The sequence below is a fragment of the Cupriavidus sp. IK-TO18 genome (assembly GCF_015549295.1).
In the GTDB taxonomy this organism is placed as follows: Bacteria; Pseudomonadota; Gammaproteobacteria; order Burkholderiales; family Burkholderiaceae; genus Cupriavidus; species Cupriavidus oxalaticus_A.
In genome coordinates this window covers 199,334-222,480 of the sequence record NZ_JADGMP010000015.1, presented here as the reverse complement: position 1 = coordinate 222,480, position 23,147 = coordinate 199,334, and the positions used below count along the sequence as shown (strand labels likewise).

Genomic DNA, 23,147 nt, shown 5'->3' with positions numbered 1-23,147 from the left:
GCATGGACCTGCGAATGGACATATTTGGTTACCTGCAGCACAGCTGGCCCACGCTGCTGAAAATGACCGGCGAGCATCTCGCGCTGGTCGGCTCGGCGGTAGGGCTGGCGATCCTGATCGGGGTGCCGCTGGGCATCGTGATCACGCGCTTCCGCGCGCTGGCCACGCCGCTGCTGGCGCTGGCCACCATCGTGCTGACGCTGCCGTCGATCGCGCTGTTCGGACTGATGATCCCGATCTTCGCGCGCTTCGGCCATGCGCTCGGCTACGTGCCGGCGGTGACGGCGGTGTTCCTGTACTCGCTGCTGCCCATCATGCGCAACACCTACACCGCGCTGGCCAATGTCGACCCCGGCATCCAGGAAGCGGGCCGCGGCATCGGCATGACCACCTGGCAACGGATGCGGCTGGTCGACCTGCCGCTGGCGGTGCCGGTGATCCTCGGCGGCGTGCGTACCGCCGTGGTGATGAATATCGGGGTTGCCACCATTGCCGCCATCATCGGCGCGGGTGGCCTTGGGGTGCTGATCCTGCAAGCGATCAGCCAGAGCAACATGAGCAAGCTGGCCGTGGGCGCGGTCCTGGTCAGCCTGCTTGCCATCGTGGCGGACGCTTTCCTGCAGTGGTTGCAGCGGGCGCTGACGCCGAAGGGGATCCGTCTATGATCGAACTCGACCAACTCACCAAGTCCTTCCAGCAGAAAGACGGCACCGAAGTGCGTGCCGTCGACGCCGTGTCGCTGACGGTGCCGCGCGGCGAGATCTGCGTCTTCCTGGGCCCGTCGGGCTGCGGCAAGACCACCACGCTGAAGATGATCAACCGGCTGATCGAGCCCACTTCCGGCACGGTGCGCATCGAGGGCGAGGACACGCGCGGCATCGACGGCGTGACCCTGCGCCGCAAGATCGGCTACGTGATCCAGCAGATCGGCCTGTTCCCCAACATGACCATCGAAGAGAACATCATGGTCGTGCCGCGCCTGCTCGGCTGGGACAAGAAGCAGTGCCGCGAGCGCGCGCGCGAGCTGATGGCGATGGTGCAGCTCGATCCCAACCTGATGCTCGGCCGCTACCCGCGCGAGCTGTCTGGCGGGCAGCAGCAGCGCATCGGCGTGATCCGAGCGCTGGCGGCCGATGCGCCGGTGTTGCTGATGGACGAGCCGTTCGGAGCGGTCGACCCGATCAACCGCGAGAGCATCCAGAACGAATTCCTGCAGATGCAGCGCCAGCTCGGCAAGACCGTGATCATGGTCTCGCACGATATCGACGAGGCGATCAAGCTGGCCGACAAGGTGGCGGTGTTCCGCCGTGGCAAGCTGGTGCAGTTCGACCACCCCGACGCGCTGCTGGCGCACCCGGCCGATGAGTTCGTGCAGGCCTTTGTCGGCCACGACAATACGCTCAAGCGCCTGCTGCTGGTGCGCGCCGGCGACGCCGCCACCATGCCGCCGAGCTGCCGCCCCGACATGCCGCTGGCCGAGGCGCTGGGCGTGATGGATGATGCCGACGTGCGCCACCTGCCGGTGGTGGACGATGCGCAGCGCGCGCTGGGCTATGTCACGCGCCGCGACGCGCGCCCGGGCAAGGGCGTGTGCAGCGACGTGATGCGCCCGTTCGCGGTCACCGCTGCGTTCGACGAGCACCTGCGCATCGTGCTGTCGCGCATGTACCAGCACAACACCAGCTGGCTGCCGGTGATGGGCGCGGACGGCGACTACCTGGGCGAAGTGACGCAGGAATCGATCGCGGGCTACCTCAGTTCCGGCCGCTCGCGCGGCCAGTCGGCGCTGGCGCTGCCGGCGGTTCCCGCGCCGGCGACGCTGCGCGCGGCGGCCTGAGCGCAACGCACGGCAGAGTGCGGGCATCCGGGCTATGCTTGACACATGCTCCGCTGCTGCCGCTCGCCGCTATGCCTCGTCGTCGAAACCCGCTGGCTGATCCCGCGCGGGTTTGACGGCTTTACGCCCGGGCCGCTGATCCTGCTGCGGCCCGGCGCCAGCGACGCGCTGATCGAGCACGAGAAGGTCCACGTGCGCCAGTTCTGGCGCAGCTGGGGGCTGATGGGCGTGCTGTATCTCGCCAGCCGACGCTGGCGGCTGCGCTATGAAGTGGAGGCGTACCGGGAGCAGTTGCGGTACTGTCACCCGGACTCGGCACACGCCTTTGCGCGCGTGCTGGCTCAGAAGTACCGGCTGAAGATTTCTGAGGCGGAAGCCTACCGGTTGCTGACGCAGAGTCCCGAATCCACTTCCAAATAAGAAGGGCCCGCACCGGTTGCCTGGTGCGGGCCGTCTTGCTGTCTGGCGGAAGCGGTGAGATTCGAACTCACGGATGGGTCACCCCATCGGCAGTTTTCAAGACTGCTGCCTTAAACCACTCGGCCACGCTTCCGGAAAGTGCGGGCATTGTAGCGCGAAAGGGCGGGTCCCTCGGCGCCGCGTTGCCATCGACCTGAAGGTCAGGCCGCGCATTATACAAGGCCACGCGGGCAACGGGGTGCTCTTGCAGCGCGGCGAGGCGGCATGCGTAAACTTCCTGCCACACCGCTGGCCTCGGCTGTCGGCGTCTGTCTGACACCGCGGAACCTTCACATGGGACTGCTGCTCATATTGGAGTGCACGGGGTCGCGGCGTGTGCCGCCGGTGTTTGCTGCCGGTGTGTGCTGCAATCCCTGCTTCGACTGGCAACAGAGGAGAACTCAAAATGCGAATGCAAAGCAAGAAATGGCTGATCCTGCCGGCAGCTACCGCGGTGGCGGTGCTGGCCGGTTGTGCTGCGCCGTACAACGGCGGTTACAGCAATACCGGCTACAACACGGCGCCGCCCCCGGGCTACCAGACCCCCAACACCACGCAGGCGCCTGCCGGCTCGGTGTACTACGGCCGTGTGGAATCGATCGAGCCGATCACCTCCACGCAAGGCAGCTCTGGCCTGCTGGGCACGGTCATCGGCGGTGCCGCCGGCGGCCTGCTGGGCCATCAGATCGGCGGCGGGCGCGGGCAGACCGCGGCCACCATCGGCGGTGCCGTGGTCGGCGCGGTAGCGGGCAACCAGATCGAGAAGCGTGCGGGCAGCAATACGCAGACCGCGTATCGCGTCAACGTGCGCCTGGACGACGGCCGCGTCGCGACGGTGACCCAGTCGAACCTGGGCAACCTGCAAGTGGGCATGCGCGCACGCGTGGCCAACGATATGGCGACGCCGTACTGACGCTGACGGCGGTCAGAAAGCAGAAGGCCACGCGCTTGCGTGGCCTTTCTCGTTGAGACTTACCGGGACGCCGCAGCGTCCACAACTCAGTCCTTCAGGAACATCTCCTGCAGGTCATTCAGGAAGCGCCGCCCCAGCTCCGTCGGCCGGATGGTGGTCAGGTCCGCTTCCAGCAGTCCCTTCTTCTCGGCTTCGGCGAGTTGCTTGCTGATGGTGTGCAGCGGCAGCCCGGTGTAGTCGTGGAAGCTCGATGCCGGCACGCCATCGGTCAGACGCAACGCATTGAGCATGAACTCGAACGGCAACTCGTCGGCGCTCACATCGCGCGCCTCCTGCACGGCATTGCCGGCAAGCGCCTGCTCCATGTAGGTAGCGGGATGCTTGTGCCGCATCTGGCGCAGGATGCGGTGCGGGAACGACAGCTTGCCGTGCGCGCCCGCGCCGATGCCGAGGTAATCGCCGAAACGCCAGTAGTTGAGGTTATGGCGCGCCTCGCGATGCGGCCTGGCATAGGCCGAGGTCTCGTAGTGGCGATAGCCCGCCTCGGCCGTGCGTGCCTCGATCAGGTCCTGCATCTCGTACGCGCTGTCGTCGTCCGGCAGCGCGGGCGGGAACTTGGCGAACAGCGTGTTCGGCTCCAGCGTCAGGTGATACAGCGACAGGTGCGTGGTGCCGTACGACAGCGCGGTCTCCAGGTCCTGCCGGCATTCTTCCAGCGTCTGCCCGGGCAGGGCGTACATCACGTCGAGGTTGATGTTGTCGAAGCTCGCCTGCGCGATATCGATCGCCTTGCGCGCCTCGGCGCCGCCATGGATGCGCCCGAGCGCCTGCAGGTGCCGGTCGTTGAAGCTCTGGATGCCGATCGACAGCCGGTTGATGCCGCTGGCGCGGTAGCTGGCAAACTTGTCGGACTCGAAGGTGCCGGGGTTGGCTTCCATCGTGATCTCGGCGTCGGCATCGAGCGGCAGCAAGGCGCGGATATCGGACAGCAGCCGGTCCATGCCAGCGGCCGACAGCAGGCTGGGCGTGCCGCCGCCGATAAAGACGGTATGGACAGGGCGGCCCCACACCAGCGGCAGCGATTGCTCGAGGTCCGCGCGCAATGCGTCCAGGTAGATCTCTTCCGGGATCTCGTGGTTGTCGGCGCCCGGCGCCGCGTGCGAATTGAAATCGCAATACGGGCACTTTCGCACGCACCACGGGATATGCACGTACAGCGACAGCGGCGGCGACCCCGGCAGGCTGATCTGCCCGGGCTTGAGCCACAGCTGCTTGCTGTCGACGGGGGAGGCGGCGGACGGCGCGCTGCCGGCCGGTACGATCGGGATCATCGGCCGTTGCGCTGCGCGGCGTCGGCTTGCAGCCTGGCCACCAGTGCGCGCAGAGCTTGCGCGCGGTGGCTGACGGCGTTCTTCTCTTCCGCCGACAGCTCGGCGGCAGTCCTGCCCAGCCCCGGCAGCAGGAAATGCGGATCGTAGCCAAAGCCGCCCGCGCCGCGGGGCGCGTCGACGACCTCGCCATGCCACACGCCTTCGGCGATCAGCGGGCAGGGATCCTCGGCATGGCGCACGAACACCAGCACGCAGTAGTAGTGCGCATGGCGGTCCAGCTTGCCGGCCAGTTGCGACACCAGGTAAGCGTTGTTGGCCGCATCCGACCTGGGCTTGCCGGCCATCTGCGCATAGCGCGCCGAATAGACGCCGGGCGCGCCGCCGAGCGCGCGCGCACTGATGCCGGAGTCATCGGCCAGCGCGGGCAGCCCGGACAGCCGGCTGGCGTGGCGTGCCTTGGCCAGGGCATTCTCGACAAAGGTGACGAAGGGCTCCTCGGCCTCCGGGATGCCCAGTTCGCCCTGCGGCACCACGTCGAAGCCGAGCGGTGCCAGCAGCGTGCCGAACTCGCGCAGCTTGCCGGGATTGTTGGAGGCCAGTACCAGTCGTTGCATGGTCGGATCCCGCTTTAGGCCAGGCCGAGCGCTTCGCGCTGGTGCCGCACCAGGCGGGCGATGCCGGCTTCGGCCAGGCGCGTCATGGCGTCGAGGTCGGCGCGGCTGAATGGCGCGCCTTCGGCAGTGCCCTGCACCTCCACAAAGCCGCCGCTGCCGGTCATGACCACGTTCATGTCGGTGTCGCAGCTGCTGTCCTCGGCGTAGTCGAGGTCGAGCACCGGCACGCCGTCGACCATGCCGACCGAGACCGCGGCCACGTGGTCGCGGATCGGGCTGGCGGCAATCAGGCCATCGCGCAGCATCGTGGCGACCGCGTCGTGCGCGGCGACGAAGGCGCCGGTGATGGCTGCGGTGCGGGTGCCGCCGTCGGCCTGCAGCACGTCGCAGTCGAGGTGGATGGTGTATTCGCCCAGCGCCGCCAGGTCGAACACCGAGCGCATGGCACGGCCGATCAGGCGCTGGATTTCCTGCGTGCGGCCGGTCTGCTTGCCGCGCGCGGCCTCGCGGTCCGAGCGCGTGTGGGTGGCGCGGGGCAGCATGCCGTACTCGGCCGTCACCCAGCCTTCGCCGCTGCCTTTCTTGTGCGGCGGCACCTTGGCGAGCACGCTGGCGGTGCACAGCACCTTGGTATCGCCAAAGGCACAGAGGACTGAGCCCTCGGCGTGGCGGGTGTAGTGGCGGGTAAGGCTGATGGAACGCAGCGCATCGGCTGCGCGGCCGCTGGGTCGCATGGAATGTTCGGGTCGGAATCGGGGGAGAGACCGCGATTCTACCGCCGCCGGCCCGCGCGCGCTGCATACCGGCGCGCGGTGAAGGGCAAAGGCCGCCCGCGAACCGGGTCAGCGCATCAGGTTGCTGGTCTTGTCGATGGCGGCGCGGATCTCGGCGATCGAGCGCTCGATCTCTTCCTCGGACAGCAGGTCGCTGTCCGTGCCGGTGCGGTCCAGGATCGACGTGGTGAACGCGTTCAGCGGCAGCGTATCGGTCATCACCGAATCCGGCCCGGTGGTGTTGTTGTCCAGCTCCCACATCATGGCGATGCCGGTGGTGTTGTCGGCACCTTCGCCGGCGTTCTGCAGCGCCTGCTCGATCAGCGCCGGCACCGCCTGCACCACCGACAGCCGCGACAGCTTGTCGACCAGCGCCTGGTCGTCCAGCGGCCCCCACAGGCCGTCGGAGCAGAGCAGGGCGACATCGCCGGGCTCCAGCCGCACCGGGCCGCCCAGGTCGATCAGCGGCAGGTTGGGCGAGCCCAGGCAGTTGTAGAGCTTGTTGCGCTCGGGGTGGTTGGCCACGTGCATCGGCAGCACGCGTTCCTGCTGCAGCAGGTTCTCGATCTTGGAATGGTCGCGCGTGCGCGTCAGCAGCCGGCCCTTGCGCAACAGGTAGTAGCGCGAATCGCCGGCATGGGCCCAGTAGACCTGGCCGTGCTGGACCAGGCAGCAGACCACCGTGGTGCGCGGCACGTCGGCCATGCGATTGGCTTCCGCGTAGCGGTGGATCTCGCGATGCGCCAGCATGATAGTGTCCTGCAGGAACTCCGCGGGGTTTCGTATCGCCGGGCGGGCCTGGGCCTGGAACTGCCGCGCCAGCGTCTGCAGCGCCTGCTGCGCTGCGACTTCACCGTGCGCGTGGCCGCCGAGCCCGTCGGCCAGCACCATCAGCAGCGCGTCGCGCGTGAAGCAATAGCCCATGCGGTCCTGGTTGACGCGGCGGCCGCCTTTCCTGCTTTCCTGGTAGACAGAGAATCGCATGTTGGCTTCGGAAATTCAGTAAGGTCACCGCGCCCCGATGGGCGCGATTTGTGATTTATTCTACGCTCGCGCCGGAGCCCGGCTCGTCGCGGCGGCGCAGCAGCGTAAGGAAGCGCGAAGCGGGGGCAGGGCGCTCGACGGGGGCCGGCGGCGGCGCCAGCAGCGCCTGCCCGCTCAGCGCGTTGGTCTGCTCGCGCAGTTCCTTCTGCAGCCTGAATACGCTCTGCGGCCGCTCCGACGGCACCAGCCGCAGGCACCATTCGACCAGGTCGACCAGGCCGTTGGTATAGCTGCTGCGCAGCCGCACCAGCGCCTCGCCCATGCGGTCTTCCTTCTCGCGCTGGTTGGCTTCCTGCGGCGGCATGCCGGCCATGCAGGCATAGAGCGTGGCGCCCAGGCTGTAGATATCGGTCCAGGGCCCCAGGTCGGAATGCTTGCCGTACAGTTCGGGCGCGGCGAAGCCGGGCGTGTACATCGGCTGGAAGCGCGCCGCTTCCATGGTCAGCGTCTGCCGCGCGGCGCCGAAATCCAGCAGGATCGGCGACTCGTCCTCGCGCAGGTAGATGTTGCCGGGCTTGATGTCCAGGTGCAGCAGCTTGTGGATATGCACTTCACGCAGGCCGCTCATCAGGTCGTGGAAGACCTTGCGCATGAAATGCTCGCGCAGCACCTTGGCGCGGCCCTGCTGCCGGGCCGCCAGCACGTGCTCCTGCAGCGTCTTGCCCAGCTCGTAGTTCATCACCATGTAGACCGTGGCGTTCTCGCGGAAGAAATTCACCACGCGCACCACGCTCGGATGGGAAATGCGGGCCAGCGAGCGGCCTTCTTCAAAGAAGTACTTGAGGCCGAGGCGGAATGCCGCGGCGTTTTCCTCGGGCACCACGGGGATCAGTTCGCCCGGGTTGCGCCGCGCCAGCGACGACGGCAGGTACTCCTTGATCGCGACCGGCGCGCCGGTTTCATCGGTGGCCAGGTAGACGAAACTGAACCCCCCGCTGGCCAACTTCTTTACAATACGATAGTTGGACAACAGCGTGCCGACGGGCAGCGGTGCACTCTTCGGTTGTGTCGTGCCCTTGGACTCTGTCATGGGAATAGGGGCCGGATTTGCCTCCGCGGATGACTCCGCAGATTTGCCAACGGATTGTCCGGGCTAATCGGTCACTTGTAAAGAACACAAATACGGGCATTGTTGCCCTCCTTTCAACGTTTTGAGAGCGCTCCCGGTCCGGTTGCGGGAGGCTCGGGGAGGGTGCCCGCGGGCCGCCAGCGCCCCCGGGGCCGCCTCCACTCACGAGAACATCCAATGATCCACAGCATGACAGGCTATGGCCTGGCGACGCGCCAGGCGCCACTGACCAACGCACAGGGCGAGCCGAGCGGTCGCACCGCCTCCGTTTCGGTGGAATTCCGCACTGTCAATTCGCGTTTCCTCGACCTGTTGTTCCGGGCCCCGGAAGAGTGCCGCGCCTTTGAGCCGGCGCTGCGCGAGATGCTGATGGCCGAGCTGTCGCGCGGCAAGCTGGAATGCCGCATCAACCTGCAGCGCACCGATTCGGGCGGCGCCACGCTGGCGCTCAACGACAGCCTGCTGTCGCAGATCCGCGCGCTGGAGACCACCGTGGCCGGCACCTTCCCCAGCGCCGGCACGCTGCGCATGGGCGAGATCCTGCGCTGGCCGGGCGTGCTGGTCGAGCCCGAGCTGTCGCAGGACGCGCTGCGCGAAGCCGTGACCGGCGCCGCGCGCGAGGCACTGGATCAGCTGCTGGAAGCGCGCCGCCGCGAGGGCGAGGCGCTCAAGTCGGCGCTGATGGAGCGCGTCGATGCCATGCTGGCGATCGTCGAGCGCCTGACGCCGGCGATCCCGCAGCTGATCGCGCACCACCAGCAGAAGCTGACCGAGCGCCTGCAGGAAGCGTTCAACCTGGCCGCGCCCACCGGCATGCCGTCGATGAGCCGCGACGAGATTGCCGAGCGCATCCGCCAGGAAGCCACCGTCTACGGCATCCGCATCGACATCGCGGAAGAGCTGTCGCGGCTGCAGGCACACCTGAACGAGACCCGCCATATCCTGAAGAAGGGTGGGCAGGTCGGCAAGCGACTCGACTTCATGATGCAGGAGCTCAATCGCGAGGCCAACACGCTCGGTTCCAAGGCCGCCGCCAAGGAACTGGCCGATGCCTCGATGGAGCTCAAGCTGCTGATCGAGCAGATGCGCGAGCAGGTCCAGAACCTCGAATAACGCAGTAAAAAACCAGAATCACCCCGAAGTCACCGAATCATCATCATGAGCCAAACGTCTCAAACCGCGCCGCATCCTCCCATCGACACCGTCTACCCGGGCAACCTGTTCATGGTGGTGGCGCCGTCGGGAGCCGGCAAGTCGACGCTGGTCAACGCGCTGCTGGCGCAGGACCCGGCCATCCGGCTGTCGATCTCGCACACCACGCGCGCGCCGCGCCCGGGCGAGCAGGACGGTCGCGAATACCACTTCGTCACCGTCGACGCCTTCCGCGCCGCGCGCGACCGCGGCGATTTCCTGGAGTGGGCCGAGGTCCATGGCAACTACTACGCGACCTCGCGCGTGTGGATCGAGCAGCAGATGGCGCAAGGCAACGACGTGCTGCTCGAGATCGACTGGCAGGGCGCGCAGCAGGTGCACCAGCGCTTCTCCAACGCGGTCGAGATCTTTATCCTGCCGCCGTCGCTGACCGCGCTGGAAGAGCGCCTGAAGAAGCGCGGCCAGGACGAGCCCAACGTGATCGTGCGCCGGCTGCTGGCGGCGGGCAGCGAGATGTCGCATGCGTCGGAGTCGGACTACGTCATCATCAACGAGGTCTTCGACGATGCGCTGGAAGAGCTGCGCAACGTGGTTCGGGCCACCCGTCTGCGCTTTTCGTCGCAAAAGGCACGGCACGCGGAGCTGTTCATCGAGCTCGGCATCCACTGAGCCGAGGCACGCGAGCGCAGGCGCCGCCGGCGTTTTCCGCCGCGTGCTGTAAAATAGCAACCCAACACAAGGTTTTGTCCCAAGGTGGATTTGATATGGCGCGTATTACCGTCGAAGATTGTCTGAAACACATCCCGAATCGTTTCGAGCTCGCCCTGGCGGCCACGTACCGTGCGCGCCAGCTGGTGCAGGGCCACACGCCCAAGGTCGAGGCCAAGGACAAGCCGACCGTGGTGGCACTGCGCGAGATCGCGTCGGGCCAGGTCGGCATCGAGATGCTGAAGAAGGTCCCGACCTGATCGACCCGATCGAGCGGCCGGCCCATGGCTCATCCTCGCAACGTGCCAGCATATTTCCAGGCTCTCCAGCCGGATTCCAGGGGCCGCCGCCATGCCTTCGCCGCAACCGCCCTCCCAGCCTTCCTCTCCGTCGACGCCCGCGGCGGGCGCGCACGGCGATGCGGCACCGCCCACGGCGCGTAAGCGCACCATCCCGGGCCAGTCTTCCGTGAACGCGCGCACCGGCGCTCCCAATCTTCCCGATCCGCTCGGCGACGATGTCGTCGGGGAGCGTGCCGTCGCGCCCGCGCTGGCGCCGGGCAAGGCGAGGGCGCCCGCGCTGCAGGATGAGCTGGCCGCAGTGCAGGAAGCGACGCCTCCGGTGGCGGACAGCCTGTTTATCGATGCAGTGCTGGCGCAGTCATACCGGCACTTCTTCGGGCCGACCTCGCAGCCGGCGGTACCGCCGCGCCAGCAGGTCATTTCCATCACCCGGCTGATGGAAAAGCTCGCGTACCTGAAGGCGCCCGACCTGGCGCGCGTACGCGAAGCCTTCCAGTTTTCCGACGAGGCCCACCTGGGCCAGTACCGCCAGAGCGGCGAGCCCTACATCACCCATCCGGTGGCGGTGGCGGAGCTGTGCGCGGACTGGAAGCTGGATGTGCAGTCCATCATGGCGGCGCTGCTGCACGACGTGATGGAAGACCAGGGCATCACCAAGAGCGAACTGGCCGAGAAATTCGGCCCCAAGGTCGCCGAACTGGTCGATGGCCTGACCAAGCTGGACAAGCTCGAATTCCAGAGCCGCGAGCAGGCGCAGGCGGAAAGCTTCCGCAAGATGCTGCTGGCGATGGCGCGCGACGTGCGCGTGATCCTGGTGAAGCTGGCCGACCGTACGCACAACATGCGCACGCTCGACTTCGTGCCGCCGGAGAAGCGCCGCCGCATCGCGCTGGAGACCATGGAGATCTATGCGCCGATCGCGCACCGTCTCGGTCTCAACACCATCTACCGCGAACTGCAGGAACTGTCGTTCAAGGTCGGCTCGCCGTTCCGTTACGCCACGCTTGAAAAAGCGGTCAAGGCCGCGCGCGGCAACCGGCGCGAGGTGGTCAAGCGCATTCTCGAGGCGGCGCAGAAGGGGCTGGCCGATGCCGGCATCGTGGCCGAACTGTCCGGCCGCGAGAAAACGCTGTACAGCATCTACCGCAAGATGCACGACAAGCAGCTGTCGTTCTCGCAGGTGCTCGACGTGTATGGTTTCCGCGTGGTGGTGGAAACGCAGATGCACTGCTACATGGCGATGGGCGCGCTGCACGGTCTGTACAAGCCGATGCCCGGCAAGTTCAAGGACTATATCGCGATCCCCAAGATCAACGGCTACCAGTCGCTGCACACCACGCTGGTGGGCCCGTTCGGCACGCCGGTCGAGTTCCAGATCCGCACGCGCGACATGCACCAGATCGCCGAGGCCGGCGTGGCCGCGCACTGGATGTACAAGCACCAGGCCGACCACGCCAACGATATCCAGCAGCAGGCGCACCAGTGGCTGCAGTCGCTGCTCGATATCCAGAGCCAGACCGGCGATTCGCAGGAATTCCTCGAGCACGTCAAGATCGACCTGTTCCCGGATGCGGTCTACGTGTTCACGCCCAAGGGCCATATCCGCGCGCTGCCGCGCGGCGCCACCGCGCTGGACTTTGCCTACGCGGTGCACAGCGACCTGGGCAACCAGTGCGTCGCGGTCAAGATCAACAACGAGCTGCTGCCGCTGCGCACCGAACTCAAGAGCGGCGATATCGTCGAGGTGGTGACGGCGCCGTACTCCAAGCCGAATCCGGCGTGGCTGTCGTTCGTGCGCACCGGCAAGGCGCGCGCGGCGATTCGCCATTACCTGAAGACCACCAAGCTGGACGAAGCGATCCAGCTCGGCGAGCGGTTGCTGGAACAATCCGCGCGCCAGCTCGGCATCGAGCTGAAGGCGGTGCCGCAGTCGGTGTGGGACCGCATGATCCAGTGGACCGGCAACAAGCAGCGCGAAGACATCTTCGCCGACCTGGCGCTGGGCCGGCGCGTGCCGGCGGTGGTGGCCAAGCGCATGGAGATCCTGCTGCAGGAGCTGTCCGGCGACGTCGACAGCGCGCTGCTGGCGGCGGTGCAGACCTTTGCCGGCGAAGAGGCGCCCGCGGTGCCGATCACCGGCGACGAGGGCATGTCGATAATCTTCTCGGCGTGCTGCCGTCCGATCCCCGGCGATTCGATCGTGGGCTACCTGGGCAAGGGCGAAGGGCTGCAGATCCACGTGCAGGACTGCAAGATCGCCAAGCGCCTGCACAGCAAGGATCCGGAGCACTGGATCGACGTGATGTGGGCCAAGAAAACCACGCGTGCCTTCGACGTGTCGATCAAAGTGATGGTGCGCAACGTCAAGGGCATCGTCGCCCGCGTCGCCGCGGACCTGACCGCCGCCGATGCCAACGTCGCGCACGTGGCGATGGAGCAGCAGGACGGCAGCCACCAGGAAGCCACCTACATGCAGTTCATTATCCAGGTGCAGAACCGCCTGCACCTGGCCAACGTGATGCGCGGGCTGCGCCGCAACCCCGACGTCATCCGCATCTTCCGCGACCGCAACGACGGCTAGGCGGGCGTTTCAGGACGGCCCTGGCGTCGTTGTGCGGCCTTGTTGCCGTGCTACTTGTACAGTCTGCGGCCGCACGCCGCGCCAGGGCACATGCCCACTTATTGTTTCTTTGACGGGTAGCTCACTTCCAGGATATCGATCTGCTCGATCCCGGCCGGCGTGCGCAGTGGCACGGTGTCGCCTTCGCGCGCCTTGATCAGTGCCTTGGCGATCGGCGAGATCCAGCTCACGCAGTTGCTGTCCAGGTCCACTTCATCCATGCCCACGATAGTGATGGTGGTCTCTTCGCCGGCGCGGTTGGCGTAGGTGACGGTGGCGCCGAAGAAGATCTGGTCGTTGTCGCCCTGCAATGAGGGATCGACCACCTCGGCCTTGTCCAGGCGGCGCGTCAGGAAGCGGATGCGGCGGTCGATCTCGCGCAGGCGCTTCTTGCCGTAGAGATAGTCGCCGTTCTCGGAGCGGTCGCCATTGGATGCCGCCCACGAGACGATCTGCACCACATCGGGCCGGTCGACGTCGATCAGCTGCATCAGCTCATTGCGCAGGCGGTGGTAGCCTTCGGCGGTGATGTAGTTCTTGGTGCCGGGTGGCAGCGGCGTTGCGCCTTCGGGGAGGTCGTCGTCCTCGTCGCCAGAGGACTCTTTGACAAATGCCTTGTTCATGGTCCGGATCACATCTTCGGGTTCTCATTATAGAAAAACGCTGCGGACAGACCCACGCTCGCAAAAAGATGAGAAAAAAGTGCAGAAGGGGGTTCACAAATCTGAAATCTCAGATATAATCTCTTTTCTCGAGTGCGGCTGTAGCTCAGTTGGATAGAGTACTTGGCTACGAACCAAGGGGTCGTGGGTTCGAATCCTGCCAGCCGCGCCACCTATGCAGTAAGAAAAGGGCTTCCGGAAACGGAAGCCCTTTTTGTTTTCCTGCCTCTCTCTCCCTGTCTTTCGCATCGCTTGTAGTCCCCGCGCCGCCAGCGTTTTTGCTGCGCCACGGCTTGCGCGCGTCCTTGCCGCCTCCTAGGCTCGACTCAAGGGCAGTACAAGCCAAACCGGAGCAATGGGCATGGAAAACGACTGGCGCGTCGAGCAGTACCGCGACATGGATGTCTACGTCCAGGTGTCGCCGCAGGGCCAGGGAAGCATCGGTCGATGGGGCTATGAAGTGCGCGTGGCCCAGGAAGGCGTCGATCCCGCCGATGCGGGCGATACCGAAGTGCTGGTGAGCGGCTCGCAACAGTTCGCTACGCGCCATGCGGCGGAAGTGGCGGCGTTCGGTGCTGGCTATGCGCTGGTGGACCGCCTGCTCGGGCCGCCGCCCGAGTGATGCCCCCGCGCGCCACTTGCGCGCCGTTGCGCGGTTCGCAATGGCATATATCACGGCATGATCTGTGGCCGTTGACCTGGATCATTTTTGATCCGGGCCGGCATTCCTACGCTGGATGTGGTGACACCGCCAGGCATCGCGTGTGAGCACGCTGGCGATTTTTGCAGCCGGTCAAGAAAAGACTTGCCAGATCCGCGCGAATGCTGCATAATTTACTTCTTCAGACGCGGGGTGGAGCAGTTGGCAGCTCGTCGGGCTCATAACCCGAAGGTCGCAGGTTCAAGTCCTGCCCCCGCAACCAACACCTTTCGCGGTGTCCGCCGCAATTCTTCAAGGTGTTGTTCTCAAGGCCGTCCGGCCTGATTCATTCCCAGCTCCGAACTGAACTGCGAACCTCCGCGATGATCGCGCTCGGTGCTTGCTCGTCGTCAGGCCGGCAATCGTTGCGCCGCCTGCAGGAAGGTATTGCGCACCAGCGACTGGTCTTCGCGCTCGGCTGCATCGGCGCGCTCCCGCAATCGCTTGGCCAGCACCGCCAGCGTGCCTTGTGCCTGCGGACCGCCTGCTGCCTGGCACTTGGCCACCGCTTCGCGCATCACGGCATCGAGCTCGGCGCCGACATCGGCACCATCGAAGGCGCTCACCGACAGGGCTGAAATGCGTTCCAGGTAGAGATTGACCAGCGCTTCGTCGTGTAGCGGTTCGGACATGTCTTCTCCTTGGCGATGACGGGAACACAAAAACCATTGTAGTGGAACCGGCGCCTGCGCAAGCTCAAACAATAATGATTCTTGTTCGAGCGGCATCAGGGTTCACATACAATACGCGTTCACGACGCGTCCGTCCGGCGTGCGCGCTTTCCCCATTCTTGCCCAGAGGTTGTCGCCACCATGTTGCTGCAGATTCCAGACGTACTTTCCAAGGACCAGGTGGCGCAGGTGCGGCAGATCATCGACGCCGCGCCGTGGACCGATGGCAATGAAACCTCGGGCTACCAGTCGGCGCTGGCCAAGCGCAACCTGCAGCTGCCCGAAGGCTCGCCCGCGGCGCGCCAGGTTGGCGACCTGATCCAGGATGCGCTGGGCAACAACGCGTTGTTCTTCTCGGCGGCACTGCCGCTGAAGGTATATCCGCCGCTGTTCAACCGCTACGAGGGCGGGCACACCTTTGCCAACCATGTCGACAACGCGATCCGCTACCTGCGCGGCACCAGCTTCCGCATCCGCAGCGACCTGTCGGCAACGCTGTTCCTGACCGGACCGGACCAGTACGACGGTGGCGAACTGGTGATCGAGGACACCTACGGCCAGCAGCGCGTGAAGCTGCCCGCCGGGCATATGGTGCTGTACCCGGCCACCAGCATCCACCACGTGACGCCGGTCACGCGCGGCGCGCGGGTGTCGTCGTTCTTCTGGATCCAGAGCATGGTGCGCGACGACGGCCAGCGTGCGCTGCTGTTCGAGATGGACGGGCGCATCCGCCAGACCGCGCAGGAACTCGGTCAGTCGCATGAAGCCGTTATCGGCCTGACCGGCGTCTATCACAACCTGCTGCGCCGCTGGGCGGACGCCTGAGCGCCGCCAGCGCCCGGCGCCGGGATACCGGCGGGGCGCTGCGTCGATGCAGCGGAGGGCGCGGCTGTTCGGGCTATTCGTCGCGCCGTCGCCGCATCTGCAACTGCTCGATGGGGGAGGGCTGGATGCGGCGCCGTGCCGGCCGCAGGGCGCGGTTCGGCCACAGCACGTAGTTGGTGTGCGGGTCCAGCGGCTTGCCGAGATACGAGACCCAGACCTGCACGCCGTGTTCGGTTTCGGCGATCACGGCCGCGACGGCACGCGCCGCGGCGGAAGGGGACTTGAGCAACTCCGCCAGGGCTTCGACGCCCTGCACGACATGATGCTTCACCCCTGAAAACCATGCGTACTGACGCATGGCGGACAACAAACGCTTGGTCATGAACGCGACTCTGGTGTGGTTGGAAGTGCGAATAAGACTGCTTCCGGTCCGATTTGTTCAACGGAAGCTTGCGAACGCCAGTATGACTGCGCGTGCGCTACTACGCATTCGGTGCGTACCCTGAGGCCGGCACTTTTGCTGGATGGCGGCAGCGTCACACGACGCGCGCCGGCTCGGGGGCCAAGGCAGAGAGTACCATTGCCAGCCGGTCGAGCGCCGGATCGATGTCGAGCAGGTCGATGGCGCCGAAGCCGAGCAGCAGGCCGGCGCAGGTCGGTGGCGGCGTGGCGTAGAAGGGGTCGAGGGTGGCCAGTTCCAGGTCCGCGAGCCGTGCCATCGCCACCAGCGCGTCGGAAGCCATTGGCACGCGCAGCCGCGCCGCCAGGTGAAACCCGGCCATTGCCGGCAGGGCTTCGAGCCACGGTGACAGGTCGCCGTGCAGCCGCGCCAGCAGACGCGCGCGCCGCTGCGCATGGCGCGCGTGAGAACGCCGGATATGGCGCAGCAGGTGTCCCTCCGACATGAAGCGCGCCAGCGCCTGCTGGATCAGCGTCGGGGTGTACCAGTCCATCAGGTGCTTGACCTTGCGTGCCGCCGGCATCAGCCATGGCGGCACCACCAGATAGCCGCAGCGCAGGTTGGCCAGCAGCGTCTTGGAAAACGTCCCCAGGTACACCACGCGGCCGTGGCGGTCCAGCGTCTGCAGTGCGTCCAGCGCCTGCCCGCCATAGCGGAACTCGCTGTCGTAGTCGTCCTCCAGGATCACCGCGTGGCGGCGCGCGGCCCAGTCGAGCAGCGCCTGCCGCCGCGCCAGGCTCATCGGCACGCCCAGCGGCGACTGGTGCGACGGCGTGACGAAGACCAGCGTCGCCTCGCCGGGCAGCGCCTCCACCACCAGTCCTTCGCCGTCCACCGGTACCGGCACCACGCGCGCGCCCAGCCCCTGGAACAACGCGCGGGCCATCGGGTAGCCGGGATTCTCCATGGCTACCACGGCGCCCGGCCCAAGCAGCAGCCGCGCGGCCAGGTCGATGCCCTGCTGCGCGCCGGCGGTGACCAGGATATCGGTGGGAGCGCCCTGCACGCCGCGGGTGAAGGCAATATGAGTGGCAATGGCCTGCCGCAGCGGCATCTCGCCACTGGGATCCGCGGGCCTGGGCGCGCGTTGCCGCTCCGCCGCGAGTGCCGCGCGCACGCAGCGCGACCAGGCTTCGTGCGGAAAGCGCGCGGTGTCGGCCTGGCCTGGCTGGAAGGCGTAGCGCGCGCCGCCGGCCGGCCCGAGGAAGGGCGCCTCGGCCGCCATCCAGCGCAGAACTGCCGGCGGCAGCACCGGCGCGGCGGCGATGCGCACCGGCTTGCGCGCCAGTCCCTCGGCGACATAGGTGCCATCGCCGACGCGGGCGTGCAGCCAGCCCTCCGCCACCAGCCGCTCGTAGGCCGTGGTCACGGTCTTGCGCGCGACGCCCAGCTGCGTGCCGAGCAGCCGCGTGGGCGGCATGCGTGCGCCGGCCTCCAGGCGCCCCGACTGGATGGCGTCGCGGATCTGGTGGACGATCTGCGCGGTCAGGTCGCCGGCGTGGTCCAGCGCGAGATGGAGCTCCATGGTCGTTGCGTGGAATTGGTCTACCGATTTTGCCGGAAATTGGCTGTGTACGGAGCCAATCGCGGCGGCTATCTTTGAGTCCAACGGGCCAGCGCCCGCCAATCACTCAACCGGATCCCTGGAGAATCGACATGGAAGAACGTATGAACTGGCAAGACGTGGCCCCTGATGCCTACAAGGCCATGGTCGGCGTAGAGATCTACATTGCCCGCTGCGGGCTGGAAAACAGCCTGAAGGAACTGGTGAAGATCCGTGCCTCGCAGATCAACGGCTGTGCCTTCTGCCTGGATATGCATGTGACCGACGCGCGCAAGCACGGCGAGAGCGATCGCCGCCTGAGCCTGCTGCCGGCATGGCGCGAAGTGAGCTGGTTCAGCGCGCGCGAGCGTGCCGCGCTGGCCTGGACCGAGGCGCTGACGCTGCTGCCGCAAAGCCAGGCGCCCGACGCCGACTACAACGCGGTGCGCGAGCAGTTCTCGGAAAAGGAAATTGCCGACCTGACGCTGCTGATCTCGATGATCAATGCGTGGAACCGCTTCGGCGTCGGCTTCCGCCGCCAGCCGCCGGCGCTCTGAACATAGCGCCACGCTCGCCGCCGCGGCCGGTCCACAGGCCCCGGCGCGCTGCATTTGCTCGCGTCTGTGGCGCCGAGCGGAAGGCACAATCCCACGCGGGTGGCGGGCAGGCATCGTGGCCCGACAGGCCATGCGATGGTAGGCTATGGCAATGGCTACGCCGATCAGGTCGAGCGCGATGGCACGTAGTTCGTCGCCGCGTGACTGGCGATGCCCATCGCGTTCATGCTGTGCCAGGAGTCTGCCCATGACAGAAGACACCCTGCTGCAATTGATGGCCGAGGTCGAGAAGGAAGACCCGATCGACTACGCCGACCTGCCGTTCGATGACCGCGCGCTGCGCCAGCTGGCATGCCGGCTGATCGCCGAGCGCTCCGAGCAGCTGGAAGCCTCCGGCATGCCGATGGAAGCGCTGCTGGCCACGATGTGGGCCTCGACCGCCAAGCTGGTGCTGGAAAACCTGGTGCTTAACGCCCGCCTGCTGACGCTGCAGGGCATGCCCGAAGATGCCCAGGCGCTGATCGATCGGATCGCGCGCCAGTCGCGCGGCGGCCCGGATCGCGAGTCCTGACAGCCGCTCCGTTGCGATGTGCTGCAGCCGCCACTGGCTGCGCTGTGGCGGCCATTTCGGTAAAATGCCGGTTTTCGCCCAACTGCCCGCTGCGCCCGTCATCATGCGCGCCAGGGCGGCCAACCAGGAGGATTTCGGGTGATCAAGTGGATAATCGTCGCGGGCTACCTCGGTGCCATCCTGTATGTGCACTTCCGCGGCAAGGTAAGGCTGAAGATCTGGCGCCAGCTGCTGGACCATTCGGCGCTGGTCGCGCCGATCAACTGCTTTATGTACGCGTTCTCGGGCGTGCCGCGCACGCCGTATATTCCGGTCAAAAATTTCCCCGACCTGGAGAAGCTGCGCGCCGCGTGGCCGGAGATCCGCGACGAAGGCCTGGCGCTGGCCGCGATGCGCAAGATCAAGGCCGCGGACGAGAACGACGACGCCGGCTTCAATTCCTTCTTCAAGTACGGCTGGAAGCGTTTCTACCTGAAGTGGTACGAGGCCCAGCACCCGTCCGCCGAAGTGCTATGCCCTAAGACCGTGGCGCTGCTGCGCGAGCTGCCGAGCGTGAAGGCCGCGATGTTCGCCGAGCTGCCCCCGGGCGGCAAGCTCAATCCGCACCGCGACCCGTTCGCGGGCTCGCTGCGCTACCACCTGGGCCTGGCCACGCCCAACGATGACCGCTGCTTCATCGAGGTCGACGGCGAGCGCCACAGCTGGCGCGACGGCGAGGGCGTGGTGTTCGACGAAACCTACCTGCACTGGGCCGAGAACCGCAGCGACGCCAACCGGCTGATCCTGTTCTGCGATATCGAGCGGCCGATGCGCTATGGCTGGGCCGCCAGGTTCAACCACTGGATGGGCCGCAAGGTCATGACCGCGGCCAGCTCGCCCAATGACGAGCACGACCAGACCGGCATGATCAACAAGCTGTTCCGCTTTGTCTGGCTGGGCGGGCAATATCGCCGCCGCTTCAAGGCGTGGAACCGCCAGCTGTACTACGTGGCCAAGTTCGGCCTGATCGTGGGGGGCGTGGCCCTGGTCATCTTCCTGTAGTACGCGATGTCATCAGCAAAAGAGCCGGCGCAAGCCGGCTCTTTTGCGCTGGGCTGCTTCAGTTCTCGCGGCGGCGCTCGTTGCCCAGCGCCTCGTAGTGCGCGCGCTTGGCTTCGTACATGCGGCTGTCGGCCACCTTGACCGAGTCGGTCAGGCGCTCGCCCTGCACGCAGGTGGCGTGGCCGATAGAGAAGCTCAGGCGCACGCCGGGATAGAAGGTGTTGTTCAGCTCGACCACCTTCTCGATCTGCTCGACCACCGTGGCGGCGCCGCGCTCGTCGCGGCCGGGCAGCAGCACCATGAATTCGTCGCCGCCGATGCGCGCCACGCAGGCCTGCTCGCCCACCGCTTTCTTCAGCACCTCGCCGGTGCGGCGCAGCAGGCCGTCGCCGTCCCCGTGGCCGAACTGGTCGTTGACCACCTTCAGTCCGTTCAAATCCACCGCCACCACGCTGACCGGCCATGGTCCCTTGCGGCCGAGCCGAGCCAGTTCGTCTTCATAGTAGGCGCGGTTGTAGAGCTTGGTCAGCACGTCGTGCTTGCCCAGGAATTCGACATAGGCCTCGGCCTTCTTGCGCGCGGTGATGTCGGTCAGCGACACCAGCACCTGGTCCCAGTCGGCCTCGCAGCCGGGGAAGACCGACCACTGCATGAAGACGTCGACCTGGCGGCCATCGAGCGCGTAGTTGATGACTTCGCGCTGCTGCCACAGCTTCTCGTGCCAGAGGTCGATCAGCTGCTCGGCAAAGTGGATGCGCATGTCGTCGCGGAACACGTCGCCGAGGCGCGACAGCAGGATCTCCTTGGACTCGGCGCCAAACATCAGCAGCGTCTGCCGGTTGACGTCGAGCACGCGGATCTCCTGCATGCAGCGCGAGACGAAGTCCGGATGCACGTTGAGGAAAGTGCGGAAGTCGGTGATGCCGGCTGCGCGCACTTCATCGAGCAGCATCTTGACCGCGCTGAAGTCTTCCACCCACAGCGATACCGGCGAGTGTTCGAACAGGCCAACGGCGTATTGCTCGCTGCGGCGCAGCTCGCGTTCGGTGCGCACGCGCGCGGTGATGTCCTCGATCGACAGCAGTACGCGCTCCCAGCTGCCTTCATGGCCGGGCATCACCGTGGCTTCGAGCCGGATGTCGAGGCGTTCGCCGTCCAGCGTGTAGTTGACGGTCTGGCTGGCAAAGCGGTTGCCGCCGTCCCAGAGCTGGCCGAGTTCTTCCACATGCTGGTCGAACATGTCGTCGCGGAAGACCGTCTCGAGATTGGCGATGAGGTCATCGAGGTCGGCCGCGCGGAACAAGTCGAGCGTGCGCTGGTTGACGCCGATCACGCGGATCAGCGACGAGCATTGCGCCACCTGGTGCGGATTGGCGCGCAGGTAGGCGCGCAGGTCGGTGACCCCGTCGCGGCGCAACTGTTCGAAGTGCACCCGCACGTCGCTGAAGTCTTCCAGCCACAGTGACACCGGGGCGAGCTGGAACAGTGTCTGGTAATCGTCGAAGCTGTTGCCCGGCTCGGTGCCGGCAGGGCGGTTGCGCGATGCCGCGGATGGACTGCTCAAGGCCACTCTCCTTTGTTCTTGTTCCCGTCTGGCGGCGGAGCTCGCAAGTTACCGGGGACCAGCCGGGCCATGGCCGCCGCGCCAGCGCACTAGGATAGGCGAGGCGGCGGCAAATGGGGACAAACCGGCGCAAAAAAGCCGGTCGATCGGGAAGGGCGGATCGGGCCGGTGCTGCAAAAATGCGTAGCGGCAGCGGATGCTCAGCCCGCCAGCTTCTGGACCACGCCGGCGAGTGTGGCCAGCGCGCGCTCGATCTGCGCCGAGCGCGGCGTGCCGCAGTTGATGCGCAGGCAATGGTCGAAGCGCCCGGCGTTGGAGAACATCACCCCGGGCATGACGCGGATGCCGGCCTGCAGCGCCTGGTCGAAAACCGCCTCGGACGAGACCTGCGCGGGCATCTCCACCCACAGGTGCATGCCGCCGCGCGGCGAGCCCAGCCGCGTGCCGGCCGGGAAGCTGGCCGCCACCGCCTGGGCGAACCATTCGCGCTGCAGCTGCAGCCGCGTGCGCAGGCGGCGCAGGTGCCGTTCATGCGCGCCGCTGGCGAGGAAGTCCGCCGCCGCCATCTGCGACAGCATCTCGTTGGGCCGCGACAGCCCGAACTTGAGCATTTCCACGCGCGGCTGCCATTTGCCGGCGGCGATCCAGCCGAGCCGCATGCCCGGCGCCAGCACCTTGTGCAGCGAAGCGCAGTGGATCACGTTGCCGCTGCTATCCCAGGCCTTGGCCGCCGCCGGCTGCGTATCGCCGTCGGCGGTGGCGGAGAAGCAGTCGTCCTCGATCAGCGCGATGCCGCGCGCCTCGCACCACTGCACCAGCCGCGCCTTGTGCGCGTCGGGCATGATGCAGCCGAGCGGGTTCTGCAGGTTGGGCACCACCGCCACCGCGCGGATATTGTCGTAGTGCTGTGCCGCCAGTTCGAGCGCTTCGAGCGACATCCCGGTCTGCGGGCTGCACGGGATTTCCAGCGCGCGCATGCCGAGGCTTTCGAGGATCTGCAGCAGCCCGTAGTAGGTGGGCGATTCCACCGCGATCACGTCGCCCGGGCCGGCCACCGCGCGCAGCGCCAGGTTGAGCGCCTCGGTACAGCCGTGCGTGATGACGATCTCCTCCGGCGCCAGCTGCATCCGCGCGTGCAGCGCCTGGCGCGCGATGGCGCCGCGCAGCGGCGCATGGCCCTCCGGCTCGACCGCCTCGGCGAACAGCATCGGATGCCGGCGCAGGGCGCGCGCCGCGGCGCTGCGCAGCGCATCGGCGGGATACAGCGAGGGCGCGCAGTAGGCGCCGCCCAGGTTGGTATGGACATGCTGGTGCTGGCTGCGCGCCAGCAGCCCCGAAATGCGCTGGTGGATGCCGACGTACTGCGCGGGATCGGGCAGCGCTGCGTCGGGCTCGGTCAGCGGCGCGAGCGGCGCGCGCTGGGGCGCCGAAACAAAATAGCCGGCGCGCGGGCGGGCTTCGAGCAGGCCGTCGCTCTCCAGCTGGCGGCAGGCCTGCAGCGCCGTGGACAGGCTGACGCCGTGCAGTCCCATCAGCGCGCGCACGGAGGGCATGCGGTCGCCGGCGGTCAGGGTGCCGGCTTCGATGGCGCGGCGGTAGTGGCCGGCAACCTGGCGGTAGAGCGGGGTGGATTCCATGGCGGCATGGTGGCGCGGAAGGCCATCGGGTTACAGATACAGATGCGGGGCCTCTGTATCGTAACAGCCCCGGTTTTGCCTTGCTGTTACGGTC

24 protein-coding genes and 3 tRNA genes are annotated in these 23,147 nt (G+C 66.7%); 15 read left to right on the top strand and 12 right to left on the bottom strand.

The window, feature by feature from the left end; all coding sequences use genetic code 11:
* Positions 1-14 precede the first annotated feature (14 nt).
* The 3 genes from IPF36_RS13630 to IPF36_RS13620 are packed head-to-tail and all read left to right on the top strand — an operon-like array spanning position 15 to position 2,257.
* On the top strand, positions 15-665 hold the full coding sequence (locus tag IPF36_RS13630) for an ABC transporter permease (RefSeq protein WP_133094239.1): 651 nt from the start codon (positions 15-17) through the stop codon (positions 663-665).
* Entirely contained in the window at positions 662-1,837 is a 1,176-nt protein-coding gene (locus IPF36_RS13625) for a betaine/proline/choline family ABC transporter ATP-binding protein (protein WP_135704822.1), read from the top strand. The genes IPF36_RS13630 and IPF36_RS13625 overlap by 4 nt, the downstream gene beginning before the upstream one ends.
* A 45-nt stretch (positions 1,838-1,882) precedes the next feature.
* A complete protein-coding gene (locus tag IPF36_RS13620; RefSeq protein WP_195428217.1) occupies positions 1,883-2,257 on the top strand; it encodes a hypothetical protein in 375 nt (124 codons plus the stop codon).
* Between the two features lie 43 nt (positions 2,258-2,300).
* Here the strand turns inward: IPF36_RS13620 and IPF36_RS13615 are convergent.
* A tRNA-Ser gene (locus IPF36_RS13615) sits at positions 2,301-2,390 on the bottom strand.
* Positions 2,391-2,702: 312 nt separating this feature from the next.
* Here IPF36_RS13615 and IPF36_RS13610 point away from each other — a divergent pair.
* Positions 2,703-3,209, top strand: a complete 507-nt coding sequence (locus tag IPF36_RS13610) for a glycine zipper 2TM domain-containing protein (protein ID WP_133094077.1) — start codon at positions 2,703-2,705, stop codon at positions 3,207-3,209.
* 86 nt (positions 3,210-3,295) lie between these two features.
* Here the strand turns inward: IPF36_RS13610 and hemW are convergent, their stop codons facing one another.
* The 5 genes from hemW to IPF36_RS13585 form a co-directional block, all read right to left on the bottom strand.
* Positions 3,296-4,540: a radical SAM family heme chaperone HemW gene (gene hemW / locus IPF36_RS13605; protein ID WP_133094078.1), complete on the bottom strand. Its 1,245-nt coding sequence runs from the start codon at positions 4,538-4,540 to the stop codon at positions 3,296-3,298.
* Positions 4,537-5,154 (bottom strand): RdgB/HAM1 family non-canonical purine NTP pyrophosphatase, encoded by a 618-nt coding sequence (gene rdgB, locus IPF36_RS13600; RefSeq protein WP_133094079.1) that lies wholly within the window; start codon positions 5,152-5,154, stop codon positions 4,537-4,539. The genes hemW and rdgB overlap by 4 nt, the downstream gene beginning before the upstream one ends.
* A gap of 14 nt (positions 5,155-5,168) precedes the next feature.
* On the bottom strand, positions 5,169-5,888 hold the full coding sequence (rph, locus tag IPF36_RS13595; RefSeq protein ID WP_133094080.1) for a ribonuclease PH: 720 nt from the start codon (positions 5,886-5,888) through the stop codon (positions 5,169-5,171).
* A gap of 108 nt (positions 5,889-5,996) precedes the next feature.
* Complete coding sequence (locus tag IPF36_RS13590) at positions 5,997-6,911, bottom strand: PP2C family serine/threonine-protein phosphatase (RefSeq protein ID WP_133094081.1); 915 nt, start codon at positions 6,909-6,911, stop codon at positions 5,997-5,999.
* 55 nt (positions 6,912-6,966) lie between these two features.
* Positions 6,967-8,001, bottom strand: a complete 1,035-nt coding sequence (locus tag IPF36_RS13585; protein WP_135704824.1) for a serine/threonine-protein kinase — start codon at positions 7,999-8,001, stop codon at positions 6,967-6,969.
* Between the two features lie 216 nt (positions 8,002-8,217).
* On the opposite strand from IPF36_RS13585, the gene IPF36_RS13580 reads away from it, so the two are divergent.
* The 4 genes from IPF36_RS13580 to IPF36_RS13565 all read left to right on the top strand — a co-directional run bounded on the left by IPF36_RS13580 (position 8,218) and on the right by IPF36_RS13565 (position 12,783).
* A complete protein-coding gene (locus IPF36_RS13580; protein ID WP_135704825.1) occupies positions 8,218-9,153 on the top strand; it encodes a YicC/YloC family endoribonuclease in 936 nt (311 codons plus the stop codon).
* 45 nt (positions 9,154-9,198) lie between these two features.
* On the top strand, positions 9,199-9,861 hold the full coding sequence (gene gmk, locus IPF36_RS13575; protein WP_133094084.1) for a guanylate kinase: 663 nt from the start codon (positions 9,199-9,201) through the stop codon (positions 9,859-9,861).
* Between the two features lie 95 nt (positions 9,862-9,956).
* On the top strand, positions 9,957-10,160 hold the full coding sequence (gene rpoZ / locus IPF36_RS13570; protein ID WP_006578656.1) for a DNA-directed RNA polymerase subunit omega: 204 nt from the start codon (positions 9,957-9,959) through the stop codon (positions 10,158-10,160).
* Between the two features lie 91 nt (positions 10,161-10,251).
* Entirely contained in the window at positions 10,252-12,783 is a 2,532-nt protein-coding gene (locus IPF36_RS13565) for a bifunctional (p)ppGpp synthetase/guanosine-3',5'-bis(diphosphate) 3'-pyrophosphohydrolase (protein ID WP_218959574.1), read from the top strand.
* A 98-nt stretch (positions 12,784-12,881) separates the two neighbouring features.
* Here IPF36_RS13565 and greB read toward each other — a convergent pair whose 3' ends face one another.
* The gene (gene greB / locus IPF36_RS13560; RefSeq protein WP_133094085.1) at positions 12,882-13,445 is read right to left on the bottom strand and encodes a transcription elongation factor GreB; all 564 of its coding nucleotides are present in this window, start codon (positions 13,443-13,445) and stop codon (positions 12,882-12,884) included.
* 134 nt (positions 13,446-13,579) lie between these two features.
* On the opposite strand from greB, the gene IPF36_RS13555 reads away from it, so the two are divergent.
* The 3 genes from IPF36_RS13555 (at position 13,580) to IPF36_RS13545 (ending at position 14,407) form a co-directional block, all read left to right on the top strand.
* Positions 13,580-13,656, top strand: a tRNA-Arg gene (locus IPF36_RS13555).
* Positions 13,657-13,845: 189 nt separating this feature from the next.
* A complete protein-coding gene (locus IPF36_RS13550) occupies positions 13,846-14,106 on the top strand; it encodes a hypothetical protein (protein WP_063237150.1) in 261 nt (86 codons plus the stop codon).
* 225 nt (positions 14,107-14,331) lie between these two features.
* Positions 14,332-14,407 (top strand) — tRNA-Met (locus IPF36_RS13545).
* A gap of 127 nt (positions 14,408-14,534) precedes the next feature.
* On the opposite strand, the gene IPF36_RS13540 is transcribed toward IPF36_RS13545, so the two are convergent.
* Positions 14,535-14,816: a hypothetical protein gene (locus IPF36_RS13540; RefSeq protein WP_133094086.1), complete on the bottom strand. Its 282-nt coding sequence runs from the start codon at positions 14,814-14,816 to the stop codon at positions 14,535-14,537.
* A gap of 180 nt (positions 14,817-14,996) precedes the next feature.
* Between IPF36_RS13540 and IPF36_RS13535 the strand changes: the two genes are divergently transcribed.
* Positions 14,997-15,680 (top strand): Fe2+-dependent dioxygenase, encoded by a 684-nt coding sequence (locus IPF36_RS13535; RefSeq protein ID WP_135704826.1) that lies wholly within the window; start codon positions 14,997-14,999, stop codon positions 15,678-15,680.
* A gap of 73 nt (positions 15,681-15,753) precedes the next feature.
* Here IPF36_RS13535 and IPF36_RS13530 read toward each other — a convergent pair whose 3' ends face one another.
* Together IPF36_RS13530 and IPF36_RS13525 are read right to left on the bottom strand one after the other, a co-directional pair.
* Positions 15,754-16,062 carry a hypothetical protein gene (locus tag IPF36_RS13530; RefSeq protein ID WP_116317469.1) on the bottom strand — a complete coding sequence of 103 codons (309 nt, stop codon included), beginning with the start codon at positions 16,060-16,062 and terminating at the stop codon, positions 15,754-15,756.
* Positions 16,063-16,216: 154 nt separating this feature from the next.
* The gene (locus IPF36_RS13525; RefSeq protein WP_195428215.1) at positions 16,217-17,665 is read right to left on the bottom strand and encodes a PLP-dependent aminotransferase family protein; all 1,449 of its coding nucleotides are present in this window, start codon (positions 17,663-17,665) and stop codon (positions 16,217-16,219) included.
* A gap of 131 nt (positions 17,666-17,796) precedes the next feature.
* On the opposite strand from IPF36_RS13525, the gene IPF36_RS13520 reads away from it, so the two are divergent.
* The 3 genes from IPF36_RS13520 to lpxO all read left to right on the top strand — a co-directional run bounded on the left by IPF36_RS13520 (position 17,797) and on the right by lpxO (position 19,852).
* Positions 17,797-18,240: a carboxymuconolactone decarboxylase family protein gene (locus IPF36_RS13520; RefSeq protein ID WP_133094089.1), complete on the top strand. Its 444-nt coding sequence runs from the start codon at positions 17,797-17,799 to the stop codon at positions 18,238-18,240.
* 247 nt (positions 18,241-18,487) lie between these two features.
* On the top strand, positions 18,488-18,811 hold the full coding sequence (locus tag IPF36_RS13515) for a hypothetical protein (protein ID WP_133094090.1): 324 nt from the start codon (positions 18,488-18,490) through the stop codon (positions 18,809-18,811).
* A 138-nt stretch (positions 18,812-18,949) separates the two neighbouring features.
* A complete protein-coding gene (lpxO, locus tag IPF36_RS13510; protein ID WP_195428213.1) occupies positions 18,950-19,852 on the top strand; it encodes a lipid A hydroxylase LpxO in 903 nt (300 codons plus the stop codon).
* 58 nt (positions 19,853-19,910) lie between these two features.
* Here lpxO and IPF36_RS13505 read toward each other — a convergent pair whose 3' ends face one another.
* On the bottom strand, positions 19,911-21,416 hold the full coding sequence (locus IPF36_RS13505; protein ID WP_195428203.1) for a sensor domain-containing diguanylate cyclase: 1,506 nt from the start codon (positions 21,414-21,416) through the stop codon (positions 19,911-19,913).
* Positions 21,417-21,616: 200 nt separating this feature from the next.
* Complete coding sequence (locus IPF36_RS13500) at positions 21,617-23,053, bottom strand: PLP-dependent aminotransferase family protein (protein WP_195428192.1); 1,437 nt, start codon at positions 23,051-23,053, stop codon at positions 21,617-21,619.
* Between the last annotated feature and the right edge of the window lie 94 nt (positions 23,054-23,147).

What these genes read in the sequence shown, in the direction of transcription:
- IPF36_RS13515 (WP_133094090.1), top strand. Translation starts at nt 18,488, where the DNA reads ATGACAGAAGACACCCTGCTGCAATTGATGGCCGAGGTCGAGAAGGAA.
- greB (WP_133094085.1), bottom strand. Translation starts at nt 13,445, where the DNA reads ATGAACAAGGCATTTGTCAAAGAGTCCTCTGGCGACGAGGACGACGAC.
- rpoZ (WP_006578656.1), top strand. Translation starts at nt 9,957, where the DNA reads ATGGCGCGTATTACCGTCGAAGATTGTCTGAAACACATCCCGAATCGT.
- IPF36_RS13500 (WP_195428192.1), bottom strand. Translation starts at nt 23,053, where the DNA reads ATGGAATCCACCCCGCTCTACCGCCAGGTTGCCGGCCACTACCGCCGC.
- IPF36_RS13525 (WP_195428215.1), bottom strand. Translation starts at nt 17,665, where the DNA reads ATGGAGCTCCATCTCGCGCTGGACCACGCCGGCGACCTGACCGCGCAG.
- rph (WP_133094080.1), bottom strand. Translation starts at nt 5,888, where the DNA reads ATGCGACCCAGCGGCCGCGCAGCCGATGCGCTGCGTTCCATCAGCCTT.
- rdgB (WP_133094079.1), bottom strand. Translation starts at nt 5,154, where the DNA reads ATGCAACGACTGGTACTGGCCTCCAACAATCCCGGCAAGCTGCGCGAG.
- hemW (WP_133094078.1), bottom strand. Translation starts at nt 4,540, where the DNA reads ATGATCCCGATCGTACCGGCCGGCAGCGCGCCGTCCGCCGCCTCCCCC.
- IPF36_RS13590 (WP_133094081.1), bottom strand. Translation starts at nt 6,911, where the DNA reads ATGCGATTCTCTGTCTACCAGGAAAGCAGGAAAGGCGGCCGCCGCGTC.
- IPF36_RS13535 (WP_135704826.1), top strand. Translation starts at nt 14,997, where the DNA reads ATGTTGCTGCAGATTCCAGACGTACTTTCCAAGGACCAGGTGGCGCAG.
- gmk (WP_133094084.1), top strand. Translation starts at nt 9,199, where the DNA reads ATGAGCCAAACGTCTCAAACCGCGCCGCATCCTCCCATCGACACCGTC.
- IPF36_RS13540 (WP_133094086.1), bottom strand. Translation starts at nt 14,816, where the DNA reads ATGTCCGAACCGCTACACGACGAAGCGCTGGTCAATCTCTACCTGGAA.
- IPF36_RS13520 (WP_133094089.1), top strand. Translation starts at nt 17,797, where the DNA reads ATGGAAGAACGTATGAACTGGCAAGACGTGGCCCCTGATGCCTACAAG.
- IPF36_RS13565 (WP_218959574.1), top strand. Translation starts at nt 10,252, where the DNA reads ATGCCTTCGCCGCAACCGCCCTCCCAGCCTTCCTCTCCGTCGACGCCC.
- IPF36_RS13550 (WP_063237150.1), top strand. Translation starts at nt 13,846, where the DNA reads ATGGAAAACGACTGGCGCGTCGAGCAGTACCGCGACATGGATGTCTAC.
- IPF36_RS13630 (WP_133094239.1), top strand. Translation starts at nt 15, where the DNA reads ATGGACATATTTGGTTACCTGCAGCACAGCTGGCCCACGCTGCTGAAA.
- IPF36_RS13610 (WP_133094077.1), top strand. Translation starts at nt 2,703, where the DNA reads ATGCGAATGCAAAGCAAGAAATGGCTGATCCTGCCGGCAGCTACCGCG.
- IPF36_RS13580 (WP_135704825.1), top strand. Translation starts at nt 8,218, where the DNA reads ATGATCCACAGCATGACAGGCTATGGCCTGGCGACGCGCCAGGCGCCA.
- IPF36_RS13620 (WP_195428217.1), top strand. Translation starts at nt 1,883, where the DNA reads ATGCTCCGCTGCTGCCGCTCGCCGCTATGCCTCGTCGTCGAAACCCGC.
- IPF36_RS13625 (WP_135704822.1), top strand. Translation starts at nt 662, where the DNA reads ATGATCGAACTCGACCAACTCACCAAGTCCTTCCAGCAGAAAGACGGC.
- IPF36_RS13585 (WP_135704824.1), bottom strand. Translation starts at nt 8,001, where the DNA reads ATGACAGAGTCCAAGGGCACGACACAACCGAAGAGTGCACCGCTGCCC.
- IPF36_RS13530 (WP_116317469.1), bottom strand. Translation starts at nt 16,062, where the DNA reads ATGACCAAGCGTTTGTTGTCCGCCATGCGTCAGTACGCATGGTTTTCA.